The sequence below is a fragment of the Frankia sp. AiPs1 genome, assembly GCF_023716945.1.
Lineage (GTDB): Bacteria > Actinomycetota > Actinomycetes > Frankiales > Frankiaceae > Frankia.
On record NZ_JAMQQF010000377.1, the window covers coordinates 1 to 5,741 of the forward strand.

The 5,741-nt window shown below is 66.9% G+C and carries 4 protein-coding genes and 1 pseudogene; 2 read left to right on the forward strand and 3 right to left on the reverse strand.

Going from position 1 to position 5,741, the window contains the following annotated elements; all coding sequences use genetic code 11:
• Positions 1–23 precede the first annotated feature (23 nt).
• Both ND748_RS23310 and ND748_RS23315 read right to left on the reverse strand, forming a co-directional pair.
• The gene (locus ND748_RS23310; RefSeq protein WP_251748099.1) at positions 24–1,514 is read right to left on the reverse strand and encodes a DHA2 family efflux MFS transporter permease subunit; all 1,491 of its coding nucleotides are present in this window, start codon (positions 1,512–1,514) and stop codon (positions 24–26) included.
• A 132-nt stretch (positions 1,515–1,646) separates the two neighbouring features.
• A complete protein-coding gene (locus ND748_RS23315) occupies positions 1,647–2,297 on the reverse strand; it encodes a TetR/AcrR family transcriptional regulator (protein WP_251748100.1) in 651 nt (216 codons plus the stop codon).
• A 201-nt stretch (positions 2,298–2,498) separates the two neighbouring features.
• Between ND748_RS23315 and ND748_RS23320 the strand changes: the two genes are divergently transcribed.
• Both ND748_RS23320 and ND748_RS23325 read left to right on the forward strand, forming a co-directional pair.
• Positions 2,499–4,196: a DUF262 domain-containing protein gene (locus ND748_RS23320; protein WP_251748101.1), complete on the forward strand. Its 1,698-nt coding sequence runs from the start codon at positions 2,499–2,501 to the stop codon at positions 4,194–4,196.
• 4 nt (positions 4,197–4,200) lie between these two features.
• Positions 4,201–5,463, forward strand: coding sequence for a HipA domain-containing protein (locus tag ND748_RS23325; RefSeq protein WP_251748102.1), 1,263 nt, complete (start codon positions 4,201–4,203; stop codon positions 5,461–5,463).
• Positions 5,464–5,472: 9 nt separating this feature from the next.
• Here ND748_RS23325 and ND748_RS23330 read toward each other — a convergent pair.
• Positions 5,473–5,741: pseudogene (locus tag ND748_RS23330) on the reverse strand (3-hydroxyacyl-CoA dehydrogenase); the annotation flags it as partial.

The window sequence follows — 5,741 nt, forward strand, 5'->3', positions numbered from 1 at the left end:
CTGCCGGACCCGGCGACGCGCCGCTAGCCGCCGATCGCCGCGCCGACCGTGGCGTCGCTGCCCACCCCTGCGGCCGGCAGCGCCATCTCGGCCGGGCTCGCACCTTCGGACGCCTCGTCAGCGGTCCTGGCGACGACGCCGCCACGCCTGGGGATGGACAGGGCGCAGAGCAGGGCGAGGCCGACGGCGATCACGCCCAGCCACAACGCGGGCCGCGTCCCGTCGACGAACGCCGCCGGCGTGTCATAGCCGCCGCGGGCGGCGAAGACCGACGACAGAACCGCGATGCCGAGCACCCCGCCGAGCTCGCGCAGGGCGTTGTTGGTGCCCGACGCGATGCCCTGCATCGGTGCCGGCACCACCCCGAGCGCGACGGTCGCGATCGGCACGAAGAACAGCGCCATGCCCACGCCGGAAAGGACGAACGGCCCGATCAGCGCCGAGTACGACGTGTGCGTGGTGAGCGCCAGCGCGATCCAGGAGAGCCCGGCGGCGTTGAGCGCCAGCCCGGCGACCAGCAGCGGCCGCCCACCGATGCGGTCCGACACCGGCCCGGCGAGTGGCGCGATGAGCAGCGGCATCGCTGTCCACGGCAGGGTTCGCACGCCGGCCTGCAGCGGCGAGTAGCCGTAGACGTTCTGCAGCGCCTGGGCCAGCAGGAAGATCGAACCGAACATGCCCATCGAGAACAGCAGCGCGGTGGCGTTCACGGCCGCGAAGCCGCGGATGCGGAACAGCCCCATCGGCAGCATCGGCGCCCCGCCCCGGCAGGCGACGCGCAACTCCCAGGCGACGAACGCGGCGATGCCAAGACCGCCGAGCACCAGCGCGCCGAGCACGGGGGTGCTCGTCCAGCCGTGCCCCTGCCCACGGACGAGACCGAACGTCACGCCCAGCAGCCCGGCGCTGATCAGCGCGGCGCCCGTGAGGTCGAGTCGGGCGGAGCGGACCCGCGACTCGGCCAGCGCACGCAGCCCGACGGGTAGCGCGACCAGGCCGATCGGCACGTTGACCCAGAAGATCCACTGCCAGCTCGCGCCCTCGGTGACCGCGCCGCCGATGAGCGGCCCGACCGCGACGGCCAGCCCCGTCATCGCCCCCCAGATGCCGAGAGCGGCGCCCCGACGCTCCTCGGGCACGGCTGCGGCGAGCAACGTGAGGGTCAGCGGCAGCACGAAGGCGGCACCGACACCCTGCACGGCGCGGGCGATGATGAGAACGTCGATCGACGGGGCGAGCGCGGCACCCGCGCTGCCCAGGGTGAACACCGCGAGGCCGGCGAGGAACACCCGGCGGCGTCCGAGCCGGTCGCCCAGCGCCGCCCCGGTGAGCAGTAGGACAGCAAACGGCAGGGTGTAAGCGTTGACCGTCCATTCCAGGCCTTCGAGGCCGGCGCCGAGATCCTCACGGATCTGCGGGAGCGCCGTGGTGACCACCAGGTTGTCCAGGGACACCATGAACGCGGCCAGTGATGTCACGACCAGTGTCCAGGCGGTGCTGGGGCGTCGGGGCATGTCGATTCTCCTTCCAGTTTGCTTGTGAGCACTCACTATCTACGGCAGGTAGTAATCGGTCACTACCTTGGAAAGCAAAGTCGGGTCAGGCGCCGCCGGGAGCGGCTGCGCCGCGGTTGGTTCGCGTGCGGATCAGGCGGTGTGGGGTTCCAGAACGCCGGGACTCGGCATGTCGGGACTCGGCATGTCGGGACTTAGGGCCTCGGGCCTCGGCCCGTCGGCGGAGAGGGCTGGGGGCGCCACCAGGCAGACCAACTGTGCCCACTGCTCGTCGACGACGGCGAGGTCCATCGCCGCGATGATGTTGCACAGCATGCCGTAGGCGAAGAACCGCTGGATCTCCTCGGTCGGCAGGCCGGTGACGCGGACCACGGTCTCCCACAGTCGGTGGAATCCGGTGCGGGTCGCGACCTGAACGTCCGGGTCATAGCAGCCGGAGTAGGCCTGCATCTGGTTCAGCAGGTACGTCGGGTCCACCAACAGCTCCTGGTAGGACTGCTTCATCGCCTCCAACGCGGCCTCGCCGGTCCGCTCGCCGGCGGCCCGCTCGAAGTGGGTGGCGGTCCGGCGGAAGGTGTCCTCGATGACGGCGAGGAACAGCGCCTTCTTCGTCGGGTACAGCCGGAACAGGTACGGCTGGGAGATGCCGGCCCGCTCGGCGATGGACTCCGTCGACGTGCCGGTCAGCCCGCCGTGAGCGAACTCCACGAGGGCTGCGGCGAGCACGCTCGCCCGCCGCTGCTCGGCGCTCATCCGCCCACTGCCCTCTGCCCGCGTCGCCATGCCCCTAAGGTAGTGGCCACTCACTACCTTGTCCAGTACGAGTCGCGCCCCGTCTGCCGACGCCCATCACGCGGACCGCGGCGCCCAGCAGGTCAGTAAGGTGGTCATCACTCGCTGCGTCGTCGGATCGAGACGAGCCCTCGGAGGGCGGTGTCCGGGCTGCGGAGCAGCCGCTCGCTCGTCACGTGAAGGATGGTTGCCATGTCGACCGACGGACTCGGCACCCAACCCAGTGCTACGACGTACGAGCTGGAGGATCTCGTCGCCCAGGCCTGGCAGGGCCGGGTCCGGGTTCCTCATTTTCAGCGTGACTTTCGTTGGGGAAGCCAGGACGTGGTCCGGCTTTTCGACAGCATCATCAAGGGATATCCAATCGGCAGCTTGCTGCTTTGGGTTCGGCATTCCGGTGCCGAACCTGTCACACTGGGGGAGTTGCGAATCGCAGCCCCGGAGGGCGAAAACACGTTCTGGGTCGTCGATGGTCAGCAGCGCATCACGAGTATTGCCAACGCGCTGCATCCCGAGGGAAATAGGCACAGCCTGTTTTCGGTGCATTACGACCTCAAGGCCCAGAAATTTGTTGATCGCCCCAGGGTAATGGAAGACTATTACATACCTCTACCAATTCTATTTGATCTTGTCGAGCTGATTGACTGGTTCTCCGATTCTGGTCGGGGTGCCCGGGAGTATTTTCCTGTGGCGCAACGAGTCGCAAAGATGCTTCGCCAGTACAAGATCCCTGCTTACCTGGTTCGTCAAGACGATGAGGAAGTCCTAACCGACATCTTCGACCGAATGAATAATTTCGGCAAAAGGCTGAGTCGAGCCGAGATATTCTCCGCTCTGTTCGCCGGTCCAGAAGAAGGATCGGCCCACCGCCTCTCGCTGTCGCGGATCGCCGAGCGCGTTGACACGCAGACCGGATTCGGTCTGATTGACGCGAATACGGTGCTGCACTCGATACTCGCCAGGCGCGGTTCTGATCCTATGCGTGATATACGCGGCGAGTTTGCCGATGGTGACCGGAGGGTCACGTCAGATTTCCCTGGTGAGTCCCAGGAATCGGCGTACGCCGAGAGTGAGGCGGCACTTGTGCGAGCCGTCGCATTTCTTCAGCGGGATGCCGGTGTGCCGCATCTCTCCCTGCTTACGTACAAGGCCCTACTCGTCGTATTCGTTCGATTCTTTGCGCACTTTCCCGAACCTACCGAGCGGAACCGGACGCTGCTCCGCCGTTTCTACTGGCGTGCGGCCGTGGGTGGTCCAACAGTGTTCAAGGGCAGCTTTACCCAGATGAGCCGCATTCTCTGTGCGCTGGTCCGGCCGGGTCACGAAGAAGCGTCGGTGCAGGAACTACTCAAGTCGATGGATCGGTCGGTGCGGGAGATCCCGAGCGCCGTGCGATTCCGCACGAACGAGGCGGTTGGGAAGATCATTCTGTGCTCCTGGTGGTGGCTACAGCCCAGATCCCCGCTTACCGGTGAACGGTACGGGCAAAATGATCTTTCGGAACTGCTCGCCGAGCAGTCGACGGCGGCACTCGCGGTGCACCGCTTTTTCCCTCGCGGCGCCCGGGACGTCCAGCAGCTGTGGGCTGCGGCCCGGCTCTTCATTCCGAGTCCGACGGAGTCCCTAGAAGGCTTCCTGGGGGCGGTGACCCGGCCATCCGTCTACCTGAACGGCCGGGAGTGGCTCGACATGCTCACCTCCTACTGCCTGGATATGAACGTCGTCTCCCTCCTCGACCTTGGTCGCCGTGATGATTTCCTGCGTGCTCGACAGGAAATAATAGAGAACAATCTTGACGTATTCCTTAATCGGATGACGGAGTGGAAGTTCGAGGACACCGCACCGCTTGACTCCTTCGATATGGACGAGTGGACCGAGTCGGGCGAGTAGGCCAGTGACGCCGACGGAGCATCATCACGCGGTACTGCTGCACGGACGGCATGTCGGTGTCCTGCGGCAGCGCGGGGACCACACGATGTTCACCTTCACCGAGGAGTATCTGGCCGACGAGTCCCGTCCCGTACTCGGTCTGCGATTCGAGGAGGATCTTCGCGGCCGGTATTCGGCCGCGCTGCGCCTACCGCGGTGGTTCTCGAACCTGCTGCCTGAGGGTCCCCTACGCGAGTGGATCGCGGCGGACCGGGATGTCGCGCTTGACCGGGAGATGGAACTGCTCGCCCAGGTCGGGCATGACCTCCCCGGGGCCGTCCAGGTCGTCCCGATGGAATCCGCCGCGGAAGGCCTGGAATGGTCTGCTGAGCGCCTGGACAGATCGATTGGAGCCCCTTCCGAGGCCACGGCGTCGCCCTGGCGTTTCTCGCTGGCCGGGATCGCGCTGAAGTTTTCGATGTTGGCCGCCGGTGATCGCCTCACTGTGCCCGTCTTCGGCGAGCATGGGGACTGGTTGGTCAAATTTCCTGATCAGCGGTTTGGCGACGTGCCGCTGAACGAGTTCGTGATGATGTCGCTCGCCGCCGACGTCGGGCTTGAGGTGCCCGAGGTCCGACTTGTCCACCGTGACGAGCTTCAGGGTCTGCCGGCCCGGATGTGGCCGAACTCCGAGGAATGGGCGTACGCGGTCCGTCGCTTCGACCGGCGCGGGGTAGGCGACCGGGCGGCGATTCATATCGAGGACTTCGCTCAGGTCCGGGACAAGTATCCGGACGCGAAGTACGAGGGCACGTTCGAGACGGTGGCGGCACTGGCCTACCGCGGCCGTGACCTACGGGCACTCCAGGAGATGGCCCGCAGGTTGGCCTTCAACGTCCTGATCGGCAACGGAGACGCGCACCTGAAGAACTGGTCGCTGATCTACCTCGACGAACGCCGGCCGACCCTCTCACCGGCCTACGATCTGGTGTCGACCGTCGTGTACGGCAGGCAGGGCGGGCACCTGGACGATCTGGGTCTCAGACTCGGGGGCAGCAAGCGGTTCGACTCGGTCCGACTCTCCTCTTTCGCGCGGCTCGAAGCGCGGCTCGATCGCCGGTTCGGGGTGACCGGGGCGGATCTGCAGGCAGTCGCGTCCGCGGTGGGCGAGAGGCTCCCGGCGGCGTGGGAACGCCACCGGGATGCCTTCGCACGCAGTACCGCGCTCGGTGGCGACATCGGGGAGTGGATCGACCGGATGCGAACGGCGCTGACCCTGGCCCGGTAGCCGTCGGCGTCAGCGAGGCGGCGTGGCGACGCCGGGCGGGGCGAATCGTTCGCCGGTGACGTCCTCGCTGATGCCCGTGCGGTCCAGGTAGGGGGTGATCCCGCCGAGGTGAAACGGCCAGCCGGCGCCGAGGATCATGCACAGGTCGACGTCGGCGGCCTCGGCGACGACCTTCTCGGCGAGCATCAGGTGGATCTCCTCGGCGAGCGCCCGCAGCGCGGCCTCGCGGACGTCGGCCGCCGTCGGCGCGGACGCCGGCCGTCCCGCCGCGGCCACTG